General features: G+C 29.2%; 24 protein-coding genes. 10 read left to right on the top strand and 14 right to left on the bottom strand.

Features of this window, described 5'->3' with window-relative positions:
- Positions 1 to 37: 37 nt before the first annotated feature.
- Positions 38 to 721, bottom strand: a complete 684-nt coding sequence (locus B3630_RS16185; protein WP_346899955.1) for a hypothetical protein — start codon at positions 719 to 721, stop codon at positions 38 to 40.
- 87 nt (positions 722 to 808) lie between these two features.
- Complete coding sequence (locus B3630_RS16180; protein WP_346899953.1) at positions 809 to 1,378, bottom strand: TetR/AcrR family transcriptional regulator; 570 nt, start codon at positions 1,376 to 1,378, stop codon at positions 809 to 811.
- 365 nt (positions 1,379 to 1,743) lie between these two features.
- Here B3630_RS16180 and B3630_RS16175 point away from each other — a divergent pair, with 365 nt between their 5' ends.
- Both B3630_RS16175 and B3630_RS16170 read left to right on the top strand, forming a co-directional pair.
- On the top strand, positions 1,744 to 2,457 hold the full coding sequence (locus tag B3630_RS16175; RefSeq protein WP_346899951.1) for a flavin reductase family protein: 714 nt from the start codon (positions 1,744 to 1,746) through the stop codon (positions 2,455 to 2,457).
- Between the two features lie 33 nt (positions 2,458 to 2,490).
- The gene (locus tag B3630_RS16170) at positions 2,491 to 4,395 is read left to right on the top strand and encodes an NAD(+) synthase (protein ID WP_346899949.1); all 1,905 of its coding nucleotides are present in this window, start codon (positions 2,491 to 2,493) and stop codon (positions 4,393 to 4,395) included.
- 137 nt (positions 4,396 to 4,532) lie between these two features.
- On the opposite strand, the gene B3630_RS16165 is transcribed toward B3630_RS16170, so the two are convergent.
- Entirely contained in the window at positions 4,533 to 4,955 is a 423-nt protein-coding gene (locus tag B3630_RS16165) for a YaaR family protein (protein ID WP_346899947.1), read from the bottom strand.
- Positions 4,956 to 5,055: 100 nt separating this feature from the next.
- On the opposite strand from B3630_RS16165, the gene B3630_RS16160 reads away from it, so the two are divergent.
- The 6 genes from B3630_RS16160 to B3630_RS16135 all read left to right on the top strand — a co-directional run bounded on the left by B3630_RS16160 (position 5,056) and on the right by B3630_RS16135 (position 12,594).
- Positions 5,056 to 5,622 carry a chromate transporter gene (locus B3630_RS16160; protein WP_346899945.1) on the top strand — a complete coding sequence of 189 codons (567 nt, stop codon included), beginning with the start codon at positions 5,056 to 5,058 and terminating at the stop codon, positions 5,620 to 5,622.
- Entirely contained in the window at positions 5,623 to 6,171 is a 549-nt protein-coding gene (locus B3630_RS16155; RefSeq protein WP_346899943.1) for a chromate transporter, read from the top strand.
- Positions 6,172 to 6,502: 331 nt separating this feature from the next.
- Positions 6,503 to 9,154, top strand: a complete 2,652-nt coding sequence (locus tag B3630_RS16150) for a cation-translocating P-type ATPase (protein ID WP_346899941.1) — start codon at positions 6,503 to 6,505, stop codon at positions 9,152 to 9,154.
- Between the two features lie 401 nt (positions 9,155 to 9,555).
- On the top strand, positions 9,556 to 9,699 hold the full coding sequence (locus B3630_RS16145; protein WP_346899939.1) for a hypothetical protein: 144 nt from the start codon (positions 9,556 to 9,558) through the stop codon (positions 9,697 to 9,699).
- A 205-nt stretch (positions 9,700 to 9,904) separates the two neighbouring features.
- Entirely contained in the window at positions 9,905 to 11,185 is a 1,281-nt protein-coding gene (locus B3630_RS16140) for a helix-turn-helix domain-containing protein (RefSeq protein WP_346899937.1), read from the top strand.
- 359 nt (positions 11,186 to 11,544) lie between these two features.
- Positions 11,545 to 12,594 carry a hypothetical protein gene (locus B3630_RS16135; RefSeq protein ID WP_346899935.1) on the top strand — a complete coding sequence of 350 codons (1,050 nt, stop codon included), beginning with the start codon at positions 11,545 to 11,547 and terminating at the stop codon, positions 12,592 to 12,594.
- A gap of 53 nt (positions 12,595 to 12,647) precedes the next feature.
- Here B3630_RS16135 and B3630_RS16130 read toward each other — a convergent pair whose 3' ends face one another.
- The 6 genes from B3630_RS16130 to B3630_RS16105 all read right to left on the bottom strand — a co-directional run bounded on the left by B3630_RS16130 (position 12,648) and on the right by B3630_RS16105 (position 15,930).
- The gene (locus B3630_RS16130) at positions 12,648 to 13,136 is read right to left on the bottom strand and encodes a hypothetical protein (RefSeq protein WP_346899933.1); all 489 of its coding nucleotides are present in this window, start codon (positions 13,134 to 13,136) and stop codon (positions 12,648 to 12,650) included.
- A complete protein-coding gene (locus B3630_RS16125) occupies positions 13,136 to 13,315 on the bottom strand; it encodes a helix-turn-helix domain-containing protein (protein WP_035133168.1) in 180 nt (59 codons plus the stop codon). The genes B3630_RS16130 and B3630_RS16125 overlap by 1 nt, the downstream gene beginning before the upstream one ends.
- Before the next feature lie 38 nt (positions 13,316 to 13,353).
- On the bottom strand, positions 13,354 to 13,800 hold the full coding sequence (locus B3630_RS16120) for a DUF2975 domain-containing protein (RefSeq protein ID WP_346899961.1): 447 nt from the start codon (positions 13,798 to 13,800) through the stop codon (positions 13,354 to 13,356).
- 149 nt (positions 13,801 to 13,949) lie between these two features.
- The gene (locus B3630_RS16115) at positions 13,950 to 14,786 is read right to left on the bottom strand and encodes a CvfB family protein (protein WP_346899931.1); all 837 of its coding nucleotides are present in this window, start codon (positions 14,784 to 14,786) and stop codon (positions 13,950 to 13,952) included.
- A gap of 38 nt (positions 14,787 to 14,824) precedes the next feature.
- Positions 14,825 to 15,322, bottom strand: a complete 498-nt coding sequence (locus B3630_RS16110) for a GAF domain-containing protein (protein WP_346899929.1) — start codon at positions 15,320 to 15,322, stop codon at positions 14,825 to 14,827.
- Positions 15,323 to 15,417: 95 nt separating this feature from the next.
- Complete coding sequence (locus B3630_RS16105; protein ID WP_346899959.1) at positions 15,418 to 15,930, bottom strand: gamma carbonic anhydrase family protein; 513 nt, start codon at positions 15,928 to 15,930, stop codon at positions 15,418 to 15,420.
- Positions 15,931 to 16,414: 484 nt separating this feature from the next.
- Between B3630_RS16105 and B3630_RS16100 the strand changes: the two genes are divergently transcribed.
- Positions 16,415 to 19,414 carry a vitamin B12-dependent ribonucleotide reductase gene (locus tag B3630_RS16100; RefSeq protein ID WP_346899927.1) on the top strand — a complete coding sequence of 1,000 codons (3,000 nt, stop codon included), beginning with the start codon at positions 16,415 to 16,417 and terminating at the stop codon, positions 19,412 to 19,414.
- A gap of 66 nt (positions 19,415 to 19,480) precedes the next feature.
- On the opposite strand, the gene B3630_RS16095 is transcribed toward B3630_RS16100, so the two are convergent.
- The 5 genes from B3630_RS16095 to ymfI form a co-directional block, all read right to left on the bottom strand.
- Positions 19,481 to 20,872, bottom strand: a complete 1,392-nt coding sequence (locus B3630_RS16095; RefSeq protein ID WP_346899925.1) for a hypothetical protein — start codon at positions 20,870 to 20,872, stop codon at positions 19,481 to 19,483.
- Positions 20,869 to 21,819, bottom strand: coding sequence for a HAMP domain-containing sensor histidine kinase (locus B3630_RS16090; protein WP_346899923.1), 951 nt, complete (start codon positions 21,817 to 21,819; stop codon positions 20,869 to 20,871). Before B3630_RS16090 ends, B3630_RS16095 begins: the two co-directional genes overlap by 4 nt.
- Positions 21,820 to 22,264: 445 nt before the next feature.
- Positions 22,265 to 22,951: a response regulator transcription factor gene (locus B3630_RS16085; RefSeq protein ID WP_346899921.1), complete on the bottom strand. Its 687-nt coding sequence runs from the start codon at positions 22,949 to 22,951 to the stop codon at positions 22,265 to 22,267.
- Positions 22,952 to 23,038: 87 nt separating this feature from the next.
- Positions 23,039 to 23,377, bottom strand: coding sequence for a hypothetical protein (locus tag B3630_RS16080; protein ID WP_346899919.1), 339 nt, complete (start codon positions 23,375 to 23,377; stop codon positions 23,039 to 23,041).
- A gap of 85 nt (positions 23,378 to 23,462) precedes the next feature.
- Positions 23,463 to 24,200, bottom strand: coding sequence for an elongation factor P 5-aminopentanone reductase (gene ymfI / locus B3630_RS16075; RefSeq protein WP_346899917.1), 738 nt, complete (start codon positions 24,198 to 24,200; stop codon positions 23,463 to 23,465).
- Positions 24,201 to 24,463: 263 nt separating this feature from the next.
- On the opposite strand from ymfI, the gene B3630_RS16070 reads away from it, so the two are divergent.
- Positions 24,464 to 24,597: DUF362 domain-containing protein (locus tag B3630_RS16070; protein ID WP_346899957.1), on the top strand; the 134-nt coding region annotated here is incomplete at its 3' end.

The raw sequence follows: 24,597 nt of genomic DNA, 5'->3' as shown, positions 1-24,597 counted from the left end.
CAAAATATTGACGTAAGTCCACTAGTTAAATAGTTAACTAGTTGTTTAGGCCATGCAGGTTTGAGAGATTTTTCATCTCTTTATATCCCATAAATACAATCCATACATAGGCTAAAGTTTTTGGTATCATTAGAATTCCTATGCTCGGTAAAGTGTTGGACCATAGTACAACAGGAATATAGAATCCAAAGGATAAAACTATAGCAAGAGGCATAAATCTAAATCCCTTATCATTAGTTTCTTTAATCTTCTTATAGAAAATCCATATGATTATAAGTCCTATTAAGGCAAAAGGAATGTTACGATATATTCCCCAGGAAACTGGAGCATTATATGATAACCATTTATTTTGTGGAAATATACATAATATAATTCTAATAATAGCTAGTCCATAGATAGTATTAGTTAATCCGCTTCCCTCTTTAACATCATAACGAATTCTCCATATATGATATAGTACCACATAAAATATAGTCATTGTAATAGAAGTAATTAGTTTTCCTATACCTAAAGCTGCAGCATTAGCTTCTAAACCAGTGGTAAGTAATCCATAAGCTCTTGGTATTAGATGAAATGCATCTCCACAACCTAAAATCACTGCCATAATTCCAAATAATCTGTATTGCTTGTTGTCTCCACTTTTCTTAACCATAATAATTCCCATTATTATAACTGTTGAAAGATAAAGAATATCAAAAATTGTTTCCATAATTCCTTGCATAATATATCACCTCATATTTTATTTGAACATTGTTCATTTTGAAAGTATATAAAATGCCATACGTTAGTACAGCATAATTGTTTAATTTTATTTTAAATAAATAATTCTCTTTAAAGCATCCATAAAAAAAGTTATATCCTCTTCCCTAGCTTTAAGCATAGCTAACATGTTACTAAAAATGAATTTAGCCATCTTCTCCTTAGTTAAATTATCAGTCCAAGTTTCATCACTAATAATATCTTCTGAATCTAAGAGATAAACTATACTTTTACGAACCTTTTCAAAAAATTCATGTTCTCTTTTTCTTCCTAGAGATTTTTCACTACTACTTAATAAGGATAGCTGCTCTATCCAATTTTCTTGAAATTTACCTAGGTAAACAAAAAGATTATTATATAATAGCTCTATCTTTTCAAAAAAATTTTTTTCTCCTTCTAAACACTTATGAAAATCATTAAATGCTTCTCTCCAAAACTCTTCAACCACAGCCACCAATAATTCACTTTTTGTGGAAAATGAATTATAAACTGTTCCTACAGAAATTTTGCATCTACTGGCTACAGCCCTTATATTTATAGCCGAAACTCCTTGCTCTAAAGCAATTTCTTTTGCTCCTTCAAGTATAACCTCTCTTGGGTTTTCCGAGAATTTATTCATTATATCTACTCCTTATTTGAACTGTGTTCAAATTAATTGTATACCAATTTTATTAATACGTCAATATAGTTATTTTTGTATATTATCAATTTAATAAAATTATTACTTCCCTATTACTTTAAGATAAACAGAGTTCTAAGCTTTAGAGGGAGTTTTTACTCTCATTTTCAAGAACATAGGAGTATTAGATCCGGTAGTCAGTCATCGGATAAATTTTAATTATTGTACTATAATAAACATCTATAGCTTAGATGTTTATTATTTTTGATAAATATACCCAACTTGCTATATAATACATATGAGACAAAAATAATTCAGCTCATTTATATTTTGTTTATGTTAGAATTAGAAAGTGATGTGATATTATGGCTAAAACTACTTTTAAGGGTAGTATTATGCTAAATCCTGTTCCAGCAGTGATGATAACTAGTAGAAATTCTAAAGGAAAGGATAATGTTTTTACTGTTGGCTGGATAGGTACAGCTTGTACTAAACCACCTATGATTACAGTTGCTATTCGTCCTGAAAGATTATCCTATGAATATATAAAAGAAAGTGGCTCCTTTGTAGTAAATCTAGCTTCTAGTAATCTAGTTAAGGCCGTAGATTATTGTGGCGTAAAAAGCGGACGAACCAATGACAAGTTTAAGGATATGAACTTGTCTCTCAGCGAAGCTAAGGATATTTCCTGTGGTATTATTAATCAATGTCCTGTTGCCTTTGAGTGTGTGGTAAAAGCTATAACGCCCCTAGGCACCCATGATTTATTTTTAGCTGAAATAGTTAACTGTCATGTGGAAAATAGTCTTATAGATGAAAAAGGTAAAATCCACTTTGATAAAGGTGACCTACTTTCCTACTCTCATGGTGAATACTTTAGGTTAGCTCCTAAGCCTATTGGAAAATTCGGATATTCTGTGTCTAAAAAAACTTCTACTAAACCAAAAAATCAAGGCATAAAAAAACATAGTGAAACCACGAAAACTACTATGGTGGAGAAGGAACAATTACATAATAAAAAAAATATTAAGAGTAATAAACCTAAAAAAACTAAAACTAAAAAAAGAACTCGTATATAAGAAATATCTTTAATATGAAAGGTGCGATGTTTAATGAACTTTATAAAGGTTGGTTCTGCTTGTCCTGTTACTAAGGTAGCAGATGTTGACTTTAACTTAAATGAAATAAAAAAATGTGTTGAAAAAGCTATAGAAGAACAAGTTAAAATTTTAGTTTTTCCTGAGCTTTCTATAACCTCATATAGTTGTGCTGATTTATTCTTTCAACAAAAACTACTAAAAAAAGCAGAAGTAGCTATTGAAAATCTTTGTGTATTTTCTGAGGGAAGAGATATCTTATTTGCTGTAGGTGCCCCTTTTGAATATGATGATGTGCTTTATAATGCAGCTTATCTTATCTTTAATGGTAGAGTTTTGGGTATTGTTCCAAAAAGTTACTTGCCTAATGCTTCTGAATTCTATGAAAAACGTTGGTTTAGCAGTGGTCTTAATATAACTTCTAGAGTAGTTAAACTTCCTTTTCAAGACAATATATATTTTGGAACTAACCTAATATTTAGAAATGGTGATATTAGTATTGGAGTTGAAATTTGTGAAGATCTTTGGGTTACTATTCCACCAAGTAGCTTCTTATCTTTAGCTGGTTGTAATGTAATATGTAATTTATCTTCATCTAACGAGTTGGTTAGCAAGGCTGACTATAGAAGAGATTTAATTAAAAATCAAAGTGCTAGATGTATGAGTTCCTATATCTATTCTTCTAGTGGAGTCTTTGAATCTACTACCGATGTATTATTTAGTGGTCATCTTTTAATCAGTGAAAATGGCGGAATATTATCTGAAAATGAAAGATTTAATCGCGAAAATGAAATTATTACAGCAATTATTGATGTAGATAAATTAAAGGCTGAAAGATTAAAAAATATAAGTTTTAGAGATAATAAAGTTTTAATTCCTTTTCATATGGAAACTATAAACTTTGAATTTAATAATATAACTATTGATAATTTTGATAAATATATAGATAAACATCCTTTTGTACCTAATAATCCTCTTGAAAGAGATAAACGGTCTAAGGAGATATTTAATATTCAAACTTCAGCTCTAGCTAAAAGATTTGAGCATACTGGCTTAAAGAAGGCAGTTATAGGAATATCTGGTGGTCTTGATTCTACCCTAGCTCTTCTAGTAGTAGTAAAAACCTTTGATATGTTAAAAATATCCAGAGAAAATATTGTAACTATTACTATGCCTGGTTTTGGTACTACCGATAGAACATATAATAACGCCTTAGATCTTTGTAAGTATCTAGGTACAGACTTAAGGGAAATAAATATTGTACCTGCTTGTCTACAACATTTTAAAGATATTGGTCATCCTGTAGAGCAACATGATGTAACCTACGAAAATGTTCAAGCAAGGGAAAGAACCCAGATTCTTATGGATCTTGCTAATAAAGAAGGTGGACTGTTAATTGGAACAGGGGATTTATCAGAGTTAGCTCTTGGATGGTGTACTTATAATGGAGACCATATGTCTATGTATTCAGTAAACTGCTCTATTCCAAAAACCCTTGTGAGATACCTAGTGGATTATGTAGCTGATCATGAAAGTACTCCTGAGATAAGTAAAATCCTTATTGATATTTTAGACACTCCTGTAAGTCCAGAACTACTTCCTAAGGACAAAGATGGAAACATTACTCAAAAGACTGAAGATATTGTAGGACCTTATGAACTTCACGATTTCTTCCTATATCATTTCATGAAGCACGGTGCTTCTAAGGAACGTATAGAGTTCCTAGCTAAGGTTGCCTTTAAAGAGACATATGATGATGATGTAATTAGTAAATGGCTTAATAAATTTATGGCTCGATTCTTCACTCAACAATTTAAGCGTTCTGCTCTACCTGATGGTCCTAAGGTTGGATCTATAAGCCTTTCTCCAAGAGGAGATTTAAGAATGCCATCAGATGCTAGCTATAACGGATTTCTTTAGCTTTAAAAATATAATTAAATACCACTGGTAATTGTATTTAATTACCAGTGGTCCTTAACTTAATATGTAAAATATTAAATTATACTATAACTTAATAATGAAGATAACTAGAGATAATTAGAGATATTAATTTATAATTATCTATAAATATCTACAATGAGACCTGATATTTCATCTATAGTGCTAGCTATATCTAAGTTTTCTCGTTCTTCATTAAGTAGCATCTGTGTTAGTTCTTCTAATTTATTGTCAATAGTCTCTACTGTAACAAAGTATTGAGTTTGCCAAAAGCTTATATCCTTTTTTATGGAATACATAAATGAAAGTACTGATTCTAGGTATTCTTTTATTTCTTTTTTATAAGCTCTAACATCAGCATAACACTTTGAAATTACAAGTCTGCTACCTTTAGATTTTATACTTTTAAGCATTTTCTTAAGATCTTCTTCTGATTTTTGCTCTCTAGCAAAGCTAAAATTTTTAGAGAAGTCCTGTTTGTTATTTACAACTTTACTTTCTCTTTGTATTGGAGTATTTCTTCCTACTTTTGATATCTCCATGTGAACACCCCCTTGTCCTTTAATTATATTATAAATAAGGTTAAGGATTTTAGCTATATTTTCTTACTATTTATAGATTAAATTAATTTAGGAGGCAATTATGAAAACTTTAATTAATATGTTTATAACTTTCTTTAAGATAGGTGCCTTTACCTTTGGTGGTGGTTATGCCATGATTCCACTTATTGAAAGAGAAGTTGTAGATAAAAACCATTGGATAGACAAAGATGAATTTATAGATATAATAGCTATATCTCAAAGCTTTCCTGGAGCCTTAGCAATAAATAGCTGTACATTCATTGGATACAAAATTAATGGAGTTCTAGGAGCTATCCTGGGACTTTTAGGTGTAGCCCTTCCCTCTTTTATCATTATAGTAATTATAGCTATAGCCTTCAGTAAATTTAGAAACCTTTATGTCATTGAACTTATCTTTAAAGGCATCAATGCTGCCGTTCCCCTTCTAATTTTAGTAGGTGTAAATAGCTTGGCAAAGGTTTTAGATAAAACAACTGTTAATATAATTATTGTAATAATCACTGTGATTCTTAGTGTATTTATGAATGTAAATCCAGTATATTTAATTCTTATTGCTGCTGTATATGGAGTATATATTAATAGAAATCACCACATTGATAATTATAAAAATACAAAGGAGGAAAATTAGATGCTATTACTAAAGCTATATTTAGCCTTTCTCAAAATTGGAACTTTCGGCTTTGGTGGTGGATACGCTATGCTTCCTTTAATTCAAAAGGAAATTGTGGACAACAATGCTTGGCTATCTCAAACTGATTTTATAGATATTATAGGTATATCTCAAATGACTCCTGGTCCTATAGCTATAAACGCTGCAACCTTTGTAGGCTATAAAACTGGAGGAATTCTAGGAAGTGTTCTATCTACACTAGGGGTTGTTACTACATCCTTCATACTCATATCCTTTGCTAATTACTTCTTTAATAAATTTAAAAATTCAAAGATACTAGCTCATGCTTTAAAAGGAATGAGACCTGCTCTTATTGGACTTATACTTTCTGTGTTTTTAACTCTTAGCTATGAGTCTTATAGAGATTTAAACAGTTTAATAATAGCTGCAATTGTTGGTTTTCTACTTTATAAAACTAAAATTCATCCTATATTAATTATTGTTATTGCAGCTTTTTTAGGTATATTATTCTATGGAATGATACCTAATTTGTTTGCTAATTCTTAATAAAAAATATCTTGTAATTTATTCGTACATCCCTTATAATTTATATATAAAATATAATTACATATGAGGGAGTAATTAGTAGGATTATCCTATGGCAATGTCAACATCTTGGCTTTAAGTCTGGCTTTGCATTAAATAATGAGACTCATGTATAGTGCTTACGCTATATATGAGTCTTTTCTTTTTACATACATTACCTACATATGTGATTATGTTTTTGCAAATATTAATAAAAGAATATTTTTTTACTTTTATTAAATCTATGTAAGTTTTACTAACTAAATCTTAAATTTAGAGTATGGCTTAACACTATTAATTATGAGGTGATTTTATGTATTTTAATGACTCTATTGACGATGTTATAGGTAAGTTTAACACCAACCCAGATACTGGTCTTACTTCATCTCAAGTTGAGGAAATTAGGTCCAAGTATGGGTCTAATAAACTAGCATCAAAAAAGAAAAAAAACAAAGTCCAACTATTCTTTGCACAACTAAATGATATTCTAATTTATATCCTTATAGTTGCAGCCATACTATCTGTAGTTATAGGAAAAGAATTAAGTGATGCAATTATTATCGGTATTGTCATTTTAGTTAATGCAACAGTTGGAATGATTCAAGAGTCTAAAGCTGAGAAGGCCCTTGATGCATTAAAGGAATTATCAACACCAAAGGCTATAGTAAAGCGTAATGGAGAATTAGTAGAAATTCCTTCCGAGGAAGTAGTACCTGGTGATGTAATTATCATCGATGCAGGTAGATTTATTCCTTGTGATATCCGTCTTATAGAAAGTGCTAACCTTAAGGTAGAAGAATCTGCCCTTACTGGTGAGTCTGTTCCTGTAGACAAGGATGCAAATCTTATCCTTGAAGATGAAAAAATCTCTCTTGGTGATAAAAAGAACATGGTATTTATGTCTACCTTAGCTACCTATGGTAGAGCTACAGGTATAGCTGTAGCTACAGGTATGAATACTGAAATTGGTAAAATAGCTAAAATGCTTGATGATGGTGAAAATGAGCTTACACCTCTTCAAAAGAAACTTGAACAACTGGGAAAAGTTTTAGGTATTGCTGCTATCGGTATCTGTGCTGTTATGTTTGCAGTAGGTTTATTACAAGATAGAGCTGTTACTGATATGTTCATGATTTCTATCAGCCTTGCTGTTGCGGCTATTCCTGAAGGTCTTGCTGCTATTGTAACTATAGTTCTTGCTTTAGGTGTTCAAAGAATGATAAAGCAAAATGCTATTATTAGAAAATTACCTTCTGTAGAAACTCTAGGTTCTGTAAATATTATATGCTCTGATAAAACTGGTACATTAACTCAAAACAAGATGACAGTGGTTAAATACTTTACAGATAATAAACTAAATGAAGTTAAAGAATTTAACATAAATAATAAAGGTGAAAAACTTTTACTTGAAAACATAGTTCTTTGTAATGATGCTACTTCTACTGCTTCATCAAAAACTGGAGATCCAACAGAAATAGCACTTTTAGATATGGGTAACATGTTTAATATATTTAAAGAAGAATTAGATAAAACCCATAAAAGAGTTGATGAAATACCTTTTGATTCTGATAGAAAACTTATGACTACAGTAAACTCCTATGAAGATAAATATTATGTAATGACAAAAGGTGCCACTGATAATCTTCTTAATATATGTACTTCTGCTTATATTAATGGAGAAATTGTGCCTATGACTGAAGAAATTAGAAACAATTTCTTAAAGGTTGCTACAACTATGTCTGATGATGCTTTAAGGGTTTTAGGTTCAGCTTTTAAAACCGTTAATTCCACCCATGTTGAAGTTGATGAGTTGGAAAAGGATCTAACCTTCATTGGTCTTGTTGGTATGATAGACCCTCCTAGACTAGAGGTTAAAGACTCTATAGAAATATGTAAAACTTCTGGTATAAAAACTATAATGATTACTGGTGACCACAAAAATACAGCTTTTGCCATTGCTAAGGAACTATCTATAGCAGAAGACATAAACCAAGTAGCTAGTGGTGCTGACATAGATAACTTAACTGATGAAGAACTTGCGAGTAGATGTGAAAATCTAAGAGTTTTTGCTAGAGTATCTCCTGAGCATAAGGTTAGGATAGTTAAAGCCTTTAAATCTAAAGGAAATATTGTATCTATGACTGGCGACGGAGTTAATGATGCACCATCTTTAAAGGCCGCTGATATTGGTGTAGCTATGGGTATCACAGGTACTGATGTTGCTAAAGGCGCTTCTGATATGGTATTAACAGATGATAACTTCTCTACCATAGTAGCAGCTATTGAAGAAGGTAGGAATATCTTTAATAACATAAAAAAATCTGTAATATTCTTAATTTCTTGTAATGCTGGTGAGATTGTTACTCTATTCTTTGGTATTCTCTTTGGATGGGCTGCACCACTTAACGCAACTCATATATTATGGGTTAATCTTATAACAGACTCCTTCCCAGCTCTTGCCCTTGGTGTAGATCCTGGTGATAAGGATGTTATGAAACATAAACCAAGAAATCCTAAGGATAGTTTATTTAAGGGTTCTTTATTTACTCTTTTATTTAATGGTGTATTAATTGGTATATTAACCCTTATAGGTTTTGTTTATGGTGTTAATAAATATGGAGCTCATGGCGTTACTCTTGCTAATATAGCTAATAATCCTGAAGCTTTAATGCATGCTCAAACAATAGCTTTTGTAGTTCTTAGTGGAACTCAACTAATTCATGCTTTAAATATGAGAAGCTCTAATAAATCCATATTTAAGATTGGTTTATTCTCAAATATGTATTTAATCTATGCAATGATTGTTGGTATATCATTACAAGTGGCAGTTATTTATATACCACCTATTGCTAGAATGTTCAATGTTATACCATTAACTTTAGCAGATTGGGGACTTGTTATTGTTTTAAGCTTAATACCTTTAGTTATAAATGAAATAATTAAACTATTTATAAAAGATAAATAAAAAAGACAAATTTCAATAAAATTAAAAGTAACTCATAAAGGACAATATTAATGTCTTTCATGAGTTACTTTTAAATTATAATACATTTTAATTACTTCTTCACTTATATACAAATTTATACAATAAAGAGAGATTTATGACGTAAATTTGTTGTTACTTTTTATGTTTTATTATTGTATTCATACATATTATGTTATAAAATATAATTAATTACTGTGAATGTATTTTAAATATATACTAATAACCAACTTATATTTACCTATAAAGAAATATTTTGTAAAAAAATAAGTGTTAATTGAATATTTTTTTAAGATACATTGTACATTAAAATAATTCTAAATTTTATCTTGTTCATAATTGTAAAGCTTAATATAAATATTAATATTAAAGGAGTGAATTTTATGAAAACTAAACTTACTAAATGTATAGTATTTTTATGTGTACTAACTTTAACTGCTTTTATCGGAATTTCATTATATGATATAGGTGAAGAAGATGGTCCACTAGGACAAGCACCCATGTCTATACAAATTTATAACTTGTAATTATTAACAGATTGATTTCTTACACTATTAAATTTTAGCTATATCTATAATAANNTTATTATAGATATAGCTAAAAATACTAATGCTACAATAGGTTAAACAGGAAATTTAATACATATACTGGAACTAATTATGCGTTGCTTTTACATATAATTACCTATAAAATATAATTGATTGCATCTATTTAACTAAGGAGGTGAAGAATTTGAATTTCTTAAGTCCTGGAAAAAGATTAAAAGCTCTTAGACAACAATTAAATGTCAAGCAAGTAGAATTAGAAGAAATCGGTGTTTCTAGAAATTATATTAGTATGGTTGAAAGTGATAAAAGAAATCTTACCGGAGTAACCTTAGCAAATTATCTTAAGTTTATGCAAAACAAAGCTAATGAGCTTGAAACTAATATAAATTTAGATGTAAATTATCTACTTCTTCCTGAAAAAGAAGAAGCACGAAACTATTGTAATATGAAATTAGATTTAACCGTAAGTCATAAAAATTTAGAAGAAGTTATAAAAATAGGTGAAAAATATAAATTAGAAGACATACTTTTAAAATCTTACTTATTAAAGGGAAATCTATTATATGATGAAAATTCATTTAATACAGCTTTTATATATTATTATAAAATACTAGAAATTTATAATGATAATAAAGATAATAGTAATAAATCTTTTGCATATATTAAGCTTTCTAAATGTAAGATTATGACTCTATCCTATGAAGAAGCTCTCACATATTTATTTAAAGCCTATTCCTATTGTAAAGAGTTTAATGACGATACTAATCTTAGAAATTGTTTATATAATATAGCCCTTGCATATAAAAAATCAAGTGAATATGATAATGCTCTTATATATATAGATGAGTTGCTAAATATATGTGATTGTGATACTAATATAAACTTGTATATAAGTAGTATTATCTTGAAATGTAATTGTTATCTTAACAAAAAAGATTACTCTATTGCATTAACTATATATTTTGATATTCTAAATAACTTTAGTGAAGATATTGGAGTTCATTTAGGAATCATTTACAATAATATAGGATGTATTTATTATGAATTAAATGAAATAGATAAATCTATTGATTATTTTAATAGATCAATTAACTTTAGAAAAGTTCATGATATTAAAAATTTGAATTGTAGTATTATAGATATGTCTTTGGTGTACGTAAAAGAAAATTTATATGATAAAGCTATAGAACTATTGTATGAAGGTATAGCTTTATGTGAGAAATATTCTAATATAGAGTTTTTAATAAGAGGCTACTCTATTTTGGAAGATATTTATATAAAATTAAATGATAATAATAAACTTGAAGAAATATATCTTATATTAATAGAAATTCTAAAAGAAATAGATCTAGTTAAAGTTTTAGGTATTTATATAAAACTGTCTCTACTCTATATTGAGATGGGTAAATATGATAAATCTAAAGAATTTTTACACGAAGCTAACAATGTTCAAATACTTTTATAAAAAGGTGATTCAAAATTTTGAATCACTTTTTTATTTAAAATATACATCCTTTTACAAACATATAAATTTCTAAAACTTTCATGTTCAAAAAATGACATAATGATAACAACATAGGATTTATAGTTACAATTATTTTCTATATAGTTAATTTTACTTTATTTTTTTATTTGTATGTGAAATTAATCCTATATTTTTTAGTAAATATAGGATATTATTACAAATAATTTAACTTCATATATATTATCCAAATGTTGCACTAATTGATAAGTTACTATAGACTAATATATATGAATATAATTTAATTTGCTTAAATATAAGTAAAAGGATTTTTCTTTTACTTGAATAAGGGGATGAATGATTTGATATTAAGTGAAGAAACTAAAGCTAGAGCTTATTGCACAGATAAACTTAGGTTAAACTTAACTGATGATGAACTTGATGATTTAATTCATATTGGAGAACTTAATAAGTTAACAGATATACTTCCTTCTCTATATATTAAAAAGGGAAATCTCTTATATGATAAAAATCTATTTAATGAAGCTTTTGTATCATATGCTAAAACCTTAGAATTATATAATGCTATTCCTACAAAAGATGATGATATGATATTTATATATAATAAATTAGCTAAGTGTAAAATCAAAACCCTTTGTTACGAAGAAGCCTTAGCATATCTATGTACATGCCATTCTTTTACCTTAGAAAATAAGGATAAAAATAATTATTATAATTGTACCTATAATATAGCTTTAACCTATAAAAAGTTGAATGATTTTGATAATTCTATTCTTTATATAGATAAATTATTAGATACTATTGATATTAATAATGACCGAACCATGTATATTCAAGGAACAATTTTAAAAGCTAACTGCTATCTTAGTAAAAATTCTACTTTGCAAGCTATAACTCTATATAAAGAACTTCTTGATAACTTTGGTGGTGAATTAGGAATTTATAAAGGCTATTTATATAATAACTTAGCATTAGCCTATTCAAATGAAAATAATATTCATACAGCCCTAGAATATTTTAATAAAGCCATAGACTTTAAGACATCCCATCATAAGCCTAGCCTTGACATTACATTAATGTATATGGCTAAGTTATATATGAAAATAGGTTCTAATAAAGAAGCTATTTCTAAAATTAAAGATGGGTTAAAACTGTCTAAAGAATATTCTCACGGTGAAAATTCACTATTAGGCTATAGCCTTTTAGAACAAATATATAGGGAACTAAATGATATTGAAGAACTTAGAACTCTCTATTCTGAAATGATAGAAAACTTTAAAGATGTTGATCCTAATATAACTATGGAGATATACTCAAAACTTTCTAACCTTTTGCCTGATGGTATTGGATATAATAAATTAGACGCTATTTTCAGAGTAAATAATTTATAAATTAAGACGAAATAAAAGGATTTGAAGTTCTAATCCTTTTACTTCGTCTTAATTCATCTGTAAGATTCGTATATTTCTAAAGTGTTGCCTTCTAAAATAAATACAATAAAATCATCTTTATTATTTTTATCCATATAAAAATATTTAGCTTCTTTACTTAGTTTTTCTATTACTTTTTCATGATTACCATCAGATATGCTAATTTCCCTATGATTTATTTTATCTCTATCTTCTAATAGCATAACACCATTATAGGATATTTTAAAAGGTATCTCCTCATAGTTAAACCACTGAAAAGAATTATTTAATTTCTCTAAGTCTTCTTCATCATGGTAAATTACTTTCATCTCCAATACCGTCAAATCCCCTCCAGTACTTCCTATGAGAGTTACTTTATCTGGCTTAGGTAATTTTATATTCCAATTGGCTTCTAGGCATTCTGTGTATGTTGGAAATATTATAGGTCTTACTTTAATATAAGTTAATAGTAAAATTATCGTAACTACAATTCCTAATATTGTAGCTAAAACTTTCCTATTCATTACTCCTCTTTATATTCCAATATATCACCAGGTTGACAATCCAAAGCCTTACATATAGCTTCTAATGTAGTAAATCTTATTGCCTTTGCCTTATTATTTTTTAAAATAGATAAGTTAGCCATGGTTATGCCAACTTTTTCTGAAAGTTCAGTAGCACTCATCTTTCTCTTAGCCATCATTACATCTACGTTAACAATTATCAATTAATCCACCTTCCTTATATAGTAAGATCATTTTCTTCTTGTAGTTCAATTCCATTATTTATAAGCTCCCTTACTACTGAAGAAATGATAAATACCATCATGGTAGCAAAAGTTATAACCATACAAATTAAATTCTTATATATGAATATTGTTCCTGCTAAATAAGTAACAAACGCTATGAACGAGCATATACTTATCACCTTTAGCGACTTTATACTCTCTTTACAAAAAGGACTTCCTTTTAATAGCTTTCCACTTAATTTCATTACTGAAATAAGTATTAATAAAAATGGTATATAAGTTATATATAAGAATATTTTTATTCCTCCTCCTATATCTAACCCAGCAGTAGATATATTACTGAGATACCAATTTACTATATTAGGTAATGTTGCTCCAGCTATTATAGTTATAACTACAGATAAAACTGATATAATATATAGTATCTTTCTAAATAACATATTTTTCAAATTTATCACCTCTAACCAAAGCTTATCATAAGATGCTTTTTACGTCAATAAATATTTATTGTTATTCAATACATATTTGTATTAATTAAAAAGCTACCTCAAAATAATTCTAAGATAGCTTTTAACTTTAATTATATTTTTTATTTTAACCTAGTACCATTTTCATCCTGCTCTATAAATCCTTTTTTCATCAGTGCCCCTAAAGATCTCTTAAAGGCATTCTTGCTAGCCTTAAAATATTTTTTTATATCATCTGGACTAGACTTATCATTAAATCTCATTGAGCCTTGGTTCTTCTTTAAGTAGCTAAGAATAACCTCCTCTAAGTCTCCCATTTCCTCAAGACGAGGTTTTCTTGTGGTAATTTGTATTTTACCATCATCAAAGTATTTCTTCACTCTAGCTTTTATTTTATCACCAATGGAAATGTCGTCATAACATTCACTTTTTAATATAATCCCTCTGAATGTATTGTCTATAGCTACAACTAAATTTCCATTAGAGTGTTTTCCATAGACTACGCCTTCTACCTCTTCTCCAACATTATAATGAGTAGTATCATGTAAGTATCTATCTACTCTAGTTGTTGCAGCTATTCTGTTGGTTTTATCTACATATAGATAAAATAAATATTTTTTGTCTACTTCTAATTCAACAGGTGCTTCTCTAAATGGAACTAATACATCTCTTTCTATCCCTATGCTAATAAAGTATCCTATTCCAGTTTTATCTACTACTTTTAAGTAAGCTAGGTCTCCTACTTGCGCTTCTACTGGCTTCATAGTCGCTATCGGTCTGTCCTTAGAGTCTCGGTATACAAATACATCAACTTCATCCTCTACGTCTATTTCACCTACTATATTTCCCTTTGGTATTAGTATGTCTTCAGAAGTTGTCTTTCCCTCTGCGTCTAAATAATATCCAAATTCACAACTTCTTGATACTTTAAGAGTATTAATTTTTCCTAATTCTATCATTTATTTTCTCCTATCCACTTTAAAAACTTAGCTTATATTTATAATTGACTCCAATCAATATATTTATTAAGCTTATCTACAAATTTTATTAAATATTTTTCTTCTAATTCTGTAAATGTGTTAAATTCATAACTATCTATGTCTAGTACTCCATAAACCACATCATCTTTTATTATTGGAATTACTATTTCAGAATTCGATGCCGAATCACAGGCAATGTGTCCTGGAAAATTATGAACATTATCTATTCTTTGAATTTTCTTAGTTGCTACTGCTGTTCCACATACTCCTTTTCCTATAGCTATTCTATTACAAGCTGGTAAACCTTGAAATGGTCCTAAAACTAGCTCTTCATTTTTTATAAAGTAAAATCCACTCCAATTTAATTTATCAAAAATAGCATATATAATGGCAGATGCATTGGAAATATTTGCACATATGTCTTTTTCCGAACTTAACTGGCCTTCTAAGAGGATTAACATGTATTTATATTTTTCTTCTGTAGTCATTTTTTTTATTACATCTAACTTTATCAAAATTATCTCTCCTAGCATAATTTTATTATCTAAAACTACATAAAATTCAAATTGCTTATCATAAGGCTTACTTATATTGTTTCAATAGCATTATTTTACTCTTGAATTTCTTTATGCTCTCTTCCCATATTAACATAATGCTCAGCTGAAGACTTTATAGACTTAATTTCTTCTTCTGTTAACTCCCTTACCACCTTAGCTGGGCTTCCTATACATAATACTCCACTTGGGATTATTTTATTTTGAGTTACAAGGCTTCCTGCTCCTATAATTGTATTATCTCCAATTTCAGCACCATTTAGTATTATTGATCCCATTCCTACTAATACATTATTTCCTACATTACACCCATGAATTATGCAGTTATGACCTATGGTAACATTATCTCCTATCTTAGTTGATATTCCAAAATCGTTATGTACTGTAGAGTTTTCTTGAATGTTAGTATTTTTTCCTATAATGGTGGTATCCATATCACTTCTAATTACCACACTATACCATACATTAGTATTTTCTCCTATAGTTACATCCCCTATTACCGTTGCATTTTCTGCTATAAAACATGTATTATCTATAATTGGTGTATTCCCCTTAATTGCTTTTATCATTTTCCATCCATCCTTTATACTTGAAATTTTCATAATTTTTATTCAACCTTTTTAGTTTGCTAAAACTATATGAACACAACAATAATTATTATCTTTTTATATAAGGTAATGATACCATAATTTAAAAGTCTATTGTGCAATAATTTATTTTTTCCTATTATTCTTCACGTAATTACTGAATTATGTATTTATTTTTCTATATCTATTATGAAATTATATTAAATTGTAATAAATTTTATAACTTTGTCATAAAATTTTATTAGTTAATCAGTTGAAGTGGTTAAGGTACTGAAATCTACTTAATTTAAGGCTATTTTCATGTGCGAACAAGCACAGTTTAATGAAAATTTCAATAGTTGTAAGAAAAAAAATTATATAATATAATACAACATATAGTGCAAAAGCACATTTCGGACACAATATATAGTATATGAAGTATTTAGGGGGTGACTTGCTAATCATAACAGTGTGATTAGCTTTTATAATGAAGAGTATTAACAATATAATAAAAAGATACTACACAAAAGAGTTAGAAACTAATAAAGATTTGACAGTATACGATTTATTCCAGTGGAAAAAAGTTGACGTAATTTTAAAAGACTATAAAAAAGGTACCGTTCTCGTAGATATGAAAGACTTAGAATTTCCAATTCACTATTCACAAAATGCTTGTGATATAATTGCTTCTAAATATTTTAAAAGAGCCTTAGTACCTAATGAAGTAGGTTATGAAAATAGCCTTAAAATGGTGGCACATAGACTAGTTAATTTTTGGTGTGAATCTTTAAAGGATGAAGGTTTAATAACTAATGATGATGAGTTTACTATACTTTATGATGAATTAGTTTATTGCTTCTTAAATCAAATGTATGCACCAAACTCTCCCCAATGGTTTAATACTGGATTAAAGCTTTCTTATGACATAGCTGGTGAACATCAAGGTCATTTTTATTATGATGAAAACATAAAAAAAGTTGTTAAAAGCGTAGATAACTATACTAGAACTCAAGCTTCTGCTTGCTTTATTTTATCTATACAGGATAAACTTTTAGGACCTCACTCAATTTCTGAGCAATATGTAACAGAAACTAAGCTATTTAAGGGAGGTTCTGGATGCGGAACTAACTATTCAACTCTAAGAGCTAAAGATGAAAAGCTTTCTGCTGGTGGAATTTCTTCAGGTGTTATGAGCTTTTTAAAGGGCTTTGATAGAAACGCCGGAACTATAAAATCTGGTGGTACTACAAGACGTGCAGCTAAAATGGTTTGTCTAGATATAGACCACCCAGAAATTAGAGAATTTATAAATTGGAAGGCTAGAGAAGAAGATAAAGTTCGTGCTTTAGGTAAAATGGGCTACGACGCTTCCTTTGAAGGTGAAGCTTATGAAACTGTATCTGGTCAAAACGGTAATAACTCTATAAGATTTAGCGATGAATTTATGAAAAAAGTTGAGAATATATCTGAAAACCCAGATGAAGTAATAACTTTAAAGGGAAGAATAGATGAAAAAATTAATAAGGATGTTAAAGTGAGTGAGCTATGGGATGAATTCAACTTAGCTTCATGGCAATGTGCTGACCCAGCACCTCAATTTGATGACACCTTCAACGCTTGGCATACATGTCCTGGTGGTGAAGATGGAGACTTCGATGCAAAGCATAATAGATTAAATTCCACTAACCCATGTGGTGAATATGCTTTCTTAGATGATACATCTTGTAACTTAGCTTCAATTAATATATATAAGTTCTATAACAAGGATAGTAAAGTATTTGATTTAGATGGATATGTTCATATGATATCTTTACTACAACTTATGCTTGAATCTTCTGTTCACTGGGGTCAATTCCCAACAGAAGATATTGCAAGAAAAACATATATGTTTAGAACAACAGGTCTTGGAATTGCAAACCTAGCCTCTCTTCTTATGGTAATGGGTTATGCTTACGATTCAGAAGAAGCTAGACAATTAACGGCTTCCCTAATTGGAGTGCTTACTGGAGCTTCTTATGTTGCTTCTGCCCTTATGGCTGAAAAAGTAGGACCATTCGCAAAATATGACATTAATAAAGATGCAATGCTTAGAGTAATAAGAAATCATGGAAGGGTTGCAGGAGCGCTAGATAGTGAATACGAAGACCTTCACTATAACCCTGTGGAAGTTAATCATGAAATTCTTAAGGCAGAAGGCAATACTGAACTATCTGAACTTTTAAAAACTCTTTGGCAAGAAGCTGTAGCATATGGTGAAAAATTTGGATATAGAAATGCTCAAGTATCTGTAATAGCTCCAACTGGAACGATTTCCTTTGCTATGGATTGTGGTGCTACTTCTATTGAGCCATACTTCTCCCACTTTGTTTATAAAAAATTATCCGGTGGTGGATTTATGACTATAGTAAATCCAATTATAGAAGATGCCCTTGATAACCTTGGATATTCACAAGACGAAATTAAAGACATAGTAGATTATATTCTTAGAAAAGAAATGGTTAATGAAAATGGATATGAGTATGAAAAAATTATAGATGGTAAGATTGAAGGAGCTCCTCATCTTAAAGAAGAACATCTTCACATCTTTGATACAGCAAACAAATGCGGAAGTGGTGAGAGATATATTAAGCCTATGGGACACGTTCTAATGATGGCTGCCATAACCCCTCTTATATCTGGTTCAGTTTCTAAGACAGTAAACCTACCTAAAGCAGCTACTGTAGATGACTTTAAAAAGGTTGTCCTTGATTCTTGGAACCTTGGAGTAAAAGGAATATCTCTTTATAGAGATGGATGCAAAGCTAGTCAGCCTTTAAATACAGTTTTAGAAGAAGAAAATGATGCAGATTTAGAAAAGCTAACTTATGAAGAGCTTTTATCTAAAGCTAAAGAACTACAAAAGCAGACTACTTCATCTACTGTATTCACTCGTGAAAAACCAATTGGTATTAGATTTGGAACTACTCATCCTGCTCAAATAGATGATGTTAAAATATACACTACAGTTAATAGAAGAACCAATGGGGAAATTTCTGAAATTTATATAACTACAGATAGAGAAGGAACTATAATAACTGGACTCTTAAATTCTCTTTCTAAATCTATTTCTGTAATGCTACAATATCATGTTCCTGCAGCAGATATTGCTAAAATGCTTAGAGGCCAAAAATATGAACCTTATGGCTTTGTACAAAAACATCCTTACATTAAGCATGTTAGCTCCATCTCTGACTTAATCAGTAAGGTTATAGATATTGAACTTGGTGACTATTCTCGTTGCCAAATCAAACCTAACCCTTATGATATAGTAAAACCAACGATTCAGCATAATGAAGTATCTACTACTTCTATTGGACATGGAAAATCAGAAATAAAAGGTGAGCGTATTTACTCCGAGGTTTGTTCAAACTGTTCAAGCACAAACTTAGTGAGAAATGGTACATGTAAGGTTTGCCAAGATTGTGGAACAACCACTGGATGTAGCTAAAATTATACATGATAAGTAAAAGCCAGGCAAATTATTGTCTGGCTTTTACTTGGTTTATATACTACATTATTTATTTGATTTAAGTAATGAGTTCACTTGTTCTGTCCAATATCCTACAAATTCTGCCATGGCCCATTCTGCCATAACTATCTCCTCATCACCATTTAAAGAAATAGTTAACTCTGGTGATTCACTGATTTTTCCATCTTCTATTTTATATCCATATAAACTTGATTTTGTCTTTATTATAGTCATATTTTTATTAGGTGATGATAATGCATCCTCTGCTGATGGAACCTGATTTTTGATTCCTTGCCATGATGTAAATAGCCTATCATACATGGCCACATTCTTAGATACTTTTAAAGGAATATTTATATTATTTTCAATACTATCATCCTTTTTACTATGAACAGTATAAATCTGCCATCTTCCTTGATTTCTTTTTATAGAAACATCAGTAAATTTATTTATATCTTCTATATGAAGTCCTTGTGCTTCATTATTAAACTTGGTTATATTTTTCTGTTCACTAATATTTCCTAAGGACACTGCTCCTTTACCTTCCATATTTATAGTATCAATTAAATATGTCCCTAATTTTTCAGCCCTATGACCTTCTCCTTCTTCATGAACTTTAATACTTATATAATCATTTCCTATAAAATTTATCTCTTTAGATACATTTATATTTGGTTCTTTATTTACCTTTAAATCAGCTTGTTTTTCGGATGGATTGCCACTTAAAAATACAAATTCTATATTATCCTTATAATTGTTTTCAATATATTCTCTATGAATTGAAACCTTAAAGAATCCATTTTTACGTGGTAAAAGCAGGAATGGAACCTCTTTACTATATATTTTTTTACCATCATAGGCTATCCAAAGAGTTTTATATGTGAAACCTTCATCAGTTTTATCTTTAATGCCTACTAATACTCCATTACTAATTTTCTCATTATCTGCTGTTTCATCTACACCAGTTTTTTCATTGACATTCTCCATAGGGTTATCATCTATTTTTTCAAGATAAAGTAAAACATCGTCCTGTATTACTAATACACCTTTATCTATAACAATAACTTCCTTTAAATATGTATTTTTAGACGATATGGTTACAACTTCTACTTCCTTAGTATCTTTTAAATAATCAGGTATAAAGCCTATAGTATTATAAATGTATTGTTCACCATTTACTAATTTAGCTTTATAAGTTATGTTCTTGTATACCTTATCAAACATAAATACTTCTTCATTACTAAAACTCACCTTGCTGTCTAACAAATTACAATTAAATACTTCCTCTTCTGTAATTCCTACATAATTTTTAACTTGCCATTGTCCCTTTAAAATAGAATCATTATTCGGTTTCTTTACTTCTATGTTAAATTTATTACAACCAGTAAGAATAAGTGCTAACATAAAAGTTATCAGTATTCTTATTAATCTTTTCATCTCATATCTCCTCTAGGTAACATTATAATAACCTCTGTACCCTTTTGTAATTCACTATCTATCTTTAAAAGTCCGCCATGCTGAGTTATAATTTCTTCACATATAGAGAGCCCTATCCCATTGCTTGCATTTATATTTCTTCCCTTATAAAATTTTTCTTTAACATGAGGTAGTTCATCTTTAGAAATTCCATAGCCATAATCTTTAATTGATATAGTTAAATATTTTTCATCTTCTACTAGTTTAACTATTATTTTAGAATCATTAGGTGAAAACTTTATAGCATTATCTAAAATATTTATCAAAACCTGTTTCATTCTATTTTTATCAACTTCTATAGGTTTAACCTGTAGTTCTTCAAATATGACCTCTATCCCTCGAGACAGTAGTTTAGGTTCTAATTGTCTTAATATATCTTGAGTAAACTCACCTATACTTATCATTTCTTTTCTTAAAGTGATTTTACCTGAAATTAACTTTGAAAAGTCCAATAATTCTTCTACTAGATAAGTCAATCTTTCAACCTCTGACTCTATAATTTTAAGGCCTTCTCTTACTTCTTCTTTATCTTCTAAATCTGAGGACTCTAACACAATGGCCCAGCCCTTAATAGAAGTTAGAGGTGTTCTAAGTTCATGGGATACAGATGAAATAAATTCATTCTTTAGTCTTTCATTTTTTAGTATCTCCTCAGACATATAGTTTAGAGTATCAGCTAAACTTCCTATCTCATCCTTAGAGTAATTTGGTATACTCTCTTTAAAGTTACCCTTAGCCATCTTTTCTGCTCCCACAGAAACTAGTTTTAAAGGCTTCATTATACTATTAGAAATAAATAAACTTATAGTTGAAGAAATAGAAATTACTAGTATACCTAATAAAATTATTATAAACAATATCTCCCTTATGCTTTTATCTATATCTTTAGTAGAGGCGCTAAATCTCAATACTCCATCTACATCTGTATCAAAAGAAAGTGGATATGCTACACAAATAATCTTTTCATTACTATTTTCGTTTTGATATATATTAGCTTCCCCTTCAGTATTACCATTAGNNTGCTTTAACTTCTCTAGTTAGTATTCTGTCCTTTGAAATATATCCTGAAGAATCCATCATAACATTACCTTCTAAGTCTATTATTTGAACTCTACAATCCGTATTACTCCAAAATGTATCATTATCATTAAATATATTCTCTTTTACAGTATTGGAGGACAAGTATATATTATAAAAATCTGATGATATCTTAATTTGGCCATATATAGTATCCTCTAGATTGCTATAGTAATATCCTTTGATAGCTATATAAACCATAATTTGAACTATAAATATAGTTATAGCTATTACAATTATATTACTGCTAGAAATCTTAGTTTTTAAGGATTTCACTTACTCTTCCCTCCACTTATATCCTGTTCCCCAAACAGTTTCAATATATTTAGGTTTAGATGAGTTATCTTCTATCTTGCTTCTAATACGTCTTATATTTACATCAATAATTTTATTTTCTCCTATGTAATTATAGCCCCATACCATATCTAGAAGTTCATCTCTGCTAAATGCCTTGTTTGGATTTTCCATAAACATTTTTATAAGCATATATTCTTTAGGGGTTAATTCTATCTCTACTCCACTTTTGTATAGTACCTTACTATCCAAATCTATTTTAAAAGCTCCAGATATAATTTCTCTACTCTTAAGACCATTACCTAGTTCCATTCTTCTAAGTAAAGAATTAATAATAGCTATAAGCTCTAATGGATTGAAAGGCTTTATAATATAGTGATCTGCACCAAACTCTAATCCCATAATTTTATCCCCATCTTGTGCCCTAGCAGTAAGCATTATTATTCCCATCTGTGGATAACTTTTCTTTAAAATTTCACACACTTTATATCCATCAATTCCAGGAAGCATTATATCAAGTATTACAATATCAGGGCTCTCTTTTGCAACTTCTTCAATACCAAGTTCTCCAGTTTCTGCTTCTACTACCTGGAAGCCTTCTCTCTTAAGGCTTATCTTTACAAACTTTCTTATATGTTCTTCATCTTCAATTAATAATATTTTCTTCATTATATTCACCTCTAATGTACAAAAGCACCAATAGTAAAATAATTTAACATCGGCGCTTCTTGTTCGTAATTCTTATTTTCTATTTAACTATTCTTCCTTATCATTACTTTCTTCATACTCTTCCACATCTACAATAGTAGAATCACTATAATCTATATAAGATTCTGAATCTGGAGTTACATTTGCACTATGGCTATCTTGTGGCCTTTCATTCTCATTAGAAGAATAAAATTCATTAGTTTCCTTTTTCACCTTATATTTTAAGTACATTATACTAAGGGTTATTATAATTACAATCCCTAGAATAAGCCATAAGATTCCTTTGAATACAATTCCTAAAACTCCAAAGATAAATGGAGAAAATATAAATAACAGTATACATACAAATATAACTTTTATTAATGTTTTCATCTCAACACTATTCATAAATTCTAATTCCTTTCTATATGTATCAATTAAATAATTAATATACTATCTGACTTTAAAATTGTTATCTATTTTGAAGGTAAATTTAAAAGCCCCCGTTTACGTTTAGTATTTCCCCTGTTATGTAGCTACTATCCTTACTAGCTAAAAATACAGCAACTCTTCCCACTTCTGATACACTTCCAAATCTCCCCATGGGTATTTCCTCTTTTAATTCTACTCTTTCTTCTTCTTTCATCCACATGTTCATCTTAGTTTCGATAACACCTGGTGCTATGGAATTTACTCTTATATTACTTAATGCTAGTTCCTTAGCTAAGGCCTTTGTAAAGGAATTTATAGCTCCCTTTGATGCAGAATATAAAACTTCGCAGGCAGCTCCTTCACCTCCCCAAACTGATGATACATTAATAATGCTACCTTCTTTTCTTGAAATCATATGATTAACTACAGAGTTCGTAGTATTAAATACTGACTTGAAATTTACAGACATGATTTTATCAAAATCCTCTTCAGTGTCATCCATAAATAATCCTATTTTAGAAATAGCTGCATTGTTTACTAATACATCCACTCTGCCCAATTTCTCTAGAGTATATTCTATTAATTCCTTAGAAAAGTTATAATTACTTACATCTCCTTTAAATAAAGTACAATAGTTTCCCATGGAACTAATTTCATTTAAAGTCTCCTTTGCACTTTCATCATCGCTAAAATAGTTAAGTACTAATGTTGCTCCTTCTTTAGCAAATTCTAAGGCTATTCCCTTACCTATACCTCTTGTTCCTCCTGTAATTACTACCACTTTTCCCTTTAATTTCATTTTCATACCTCTTAAAACTTCTTTAATTTCCATTGTAGTTATTTTAACATTTGTTCTTTTATAACACTAGTTATATGTGCTGAAAATAAATTAATTTAAATAAATGTTAATATATTTTACATTTACTTTAATTAGTTCATTTATTAACTATAAAATTAATTTATTTCTTGTATTTTTTATTATATTTAAATATAAATCCTCTTTATTATTATATCATAATATGGTATGATAATCATGATTTAATAGTAAAGGGGGTCTTTTTCATGGCTTATAAAATAGTAGATACTTGCATCTCTTGTGGTGCTTGCGAATCTGAATGTCCAGTTAGCTGCATAAGTGCAGGAGATGGATTATACCTTATCGATGCTGATTCTTGTATCGAATGTGGTGCTTGTGC

This window comes from Clostridium sp. UBA7503 (assembly GCF_002477055.1).
In the GTDB taxonomy this organism is placed as follows: domain Bacteria; phylum Bacillota; class Clostridia; order Clostridiales; family Clostridiaceae; genus Clostridium_J; species Clostridium_J sulfidigenes.
This window is presented reverse-complemented; position numbering and strand designations above follow the sequence as displayed.

Excerpts from the sequence above, each read along its gene's own strand:
- B3630_RS16185 (WP_346899955.1), bottom strand. The coding sequence starts at position 721 with ATGCAAGGAATTATGGAAACAATTTTTGATATTCTTTATCTTTCAACA.
- B3630_RS16180 (WP_346899953.1), bottom strand. The coding sequence starts at position 1,378 with ATGAATAAATTCTCGGAAAACCCAAGAGAGGTTATACTTGAAGGAGCA.
- B3630_RS16175 (WP_346899951.1), top strand. The coding sequence starts at position 1,744 with ATGGCTAAAACTACTTTTAAGGGTAGTATTATGCTAAATCCTGTTCCA.
- B3630_RS16170 (WP_346899949.1), top strand. The coding sequence starts at position 2,491 with ATGAACTTTATAAAGGTTGGTTCTGCTTGTCCTGTTACTAAGGTAGCA.
- B3630_RS16165 (WP_346899947.1), bottom strand. The coding sequence starts at position 4,955 with ATGGAGATATCAAAAGTAGGAAGAAATACTCCAATACAAAGAGAAAGT.
- B3630_RS16160 (WP_346899945.1), top strand. The coding sequence starts at position 5,056 with ATGAAAACTTTAATTAATATGTTTATAACTTTCTTTAAGATAGGTGCC.
- B3630_RS16155 (WP_346899943.1), top strand. The coding sequence starts at position 5,623 with ATGCTATTACTAAAGCTATATTTAGCCTTTCTCAAAATTGGAACTTTC.
- B3630_RS16150 (WP_346899941.1), top strand. The coding sequence starts at position 6,503 with ATGTATTTTAATGACTCTATTGACGATGTTATAGGTAAGTTTAACACC.
- B3630_RS16145 (WP_346899939.1), top strand. The coding sequence starts at position 9,556 with ATGAAAACTAAACTTACTAAATGTATAGTATTTTTATGTGTACTAACT.
- B3630_RS16130 (WP_346899933.1), bottom strand. The coding sequence starts at position 13,136 with ATGAATAGGAAAGTTTTAGCTACAATATTAGGAATTGTAGTTACGATA.
- B3630_RS16125 (WP_035133168.1), bottom strand. The coding sequence starts at position 13,315 with ATGATGGCTAAGAGAAAGATGAGTGCTACTGAACTTTCAGAAAAAGTT.
- B3630_RS16120 (WP_346899961.1), bottom strand. The coding sequence starts at position 13,800 with ATGTTATTTAGAAAGATACTATATATTATATCAGTTTTATCTGTAGTT.
- B3630_RS16115 (WP_346899931.1), bottom strand. The coding sequence starts at position 14,786 with ATGATAGAATTAGGAAAAATTAATACTCTTAAAGTATCAAGAAGTTGT.
- B3630_RS16105 (WP_346899959.1), bottom strand. The coding sequence starts at position 15,930 with ATGATAAAAGCAATTAAGGGGAATACACCAATTATAGATAATACATGT.
- B3630_RS16100 (WP_346899927.1), top strand. The coding sequence starts at position 16,415 with ATGAAGAGTATTAACAATATAATAAAAAGATACTACACAAAAGAGTTA.
- B3630_RS16095 (WP_346899925.1), bottom strand. The coding sequence starts at position 20,872 with ATGAAAAGATTAATAAGAATACTGATAACTTTTATGTTAGCACTTATT.
- B3630_RS16085 (WP_346899921.1), bottom strand. The coding sequence starts at position 22,951 with ATGAAGAAAATATTATTAATTGAAGATGAAGAACATATAAGAAAGTTT.
- B3630_RS16080 (WP_346899919.1), bottom strand. The coding sequence starts at position 23,377 with ATGAATAGTGTTGAGATGAAAACATTAATAAAAGTTATATTTGTATGT.
- ymfI (WP_346899917.1), bottom strand. The coding sequence starts at position 24,200 with ATGAAATTAAAGGGAAAAGTGGTAGTAATTACAGGAGGAACAAGAGGT.